The 542-nt window shown below is 38.2% G+C and carries 1 protein-coding gene and 1 pseudogene; both read left to right on the top strand.

Annotated elements, in window-relative coordinates; translation table 11 throughout:
* A partial coding sequence (locus tag ADIWIN_RS21485) for a hypothetical protein (protein WP_235047131.1) occupies positions 1-245 on the top strand: 245 nt, incomplete at its 5' end.
* Positions 202-542, top strand: a pseudogene (locus ADIWIN_RS15135) (TonB-dependent receptor); the annotation flags it as partial. The gene ADIWIN_RS21485 and the pseudogene ADIWIN_RS15135, both read left to right, overlap by 44 nt.

The raw sequence follows: 542 nt of genomic DNA, 5'->3' as shown, positions 1-542 counted from the left end.
CTGTTGGAGAGAATTGGAGCAATATTGTATACACAACAGGTCAGAGAGATGGATACTATCTTAACCAACAGTTGACTGGAGGTATCGTACTTAACGCTCAAATTACTGAGGATTTAAGTTTTAAGGCAAATTTTGCTATAGATAACAGGAGTGAAGACAGTAGATGGTCTAACGGGGACTTCCAGGGAACAAGGAATTCAGATGCCAGAGGAAGCAATCAAAGGTGGTTTTATTGGCAAAAATGAAAACTACTTTAATTACAATAAAGTAATTGACGAGCATTCATTTTCTGGTGTACTAGGACTTTCTTGGCAGGAAACTCAAACTGATTGGGTAGAAGCGCAGGCTTCTAATTTTCCATCAAATTTTTACAGTTACAATAATTTAAATGCAGGCGCAAATACACCGCAAGTCTATTCTTCAAATCAAAGAAGTGCACTGAATTCGTACTTTGCACGTGTCAACTATGCTTATGATGGCAAATACATGTTGACAGCAACCGGACGTATGGATGGATCTTCAAAGTTCGGACCTAACAATAA

Source organism: Winogradskyella psychrotolerans RS-3 (assembly GCF_000427335.1).
Taxonomy (GTDB): Bacteria; Bacteroidota; Bacteroidia; order Flavobacteriales; family Flavobacteriaceae; genus Winogradskyella; species Winogradskyella psychrotolerans.
The sequence above is the reverse complement of the archived record's forward strand: the minus strand, read 5'-3'. Positions and strand labels throughout refer to the sequence as shown.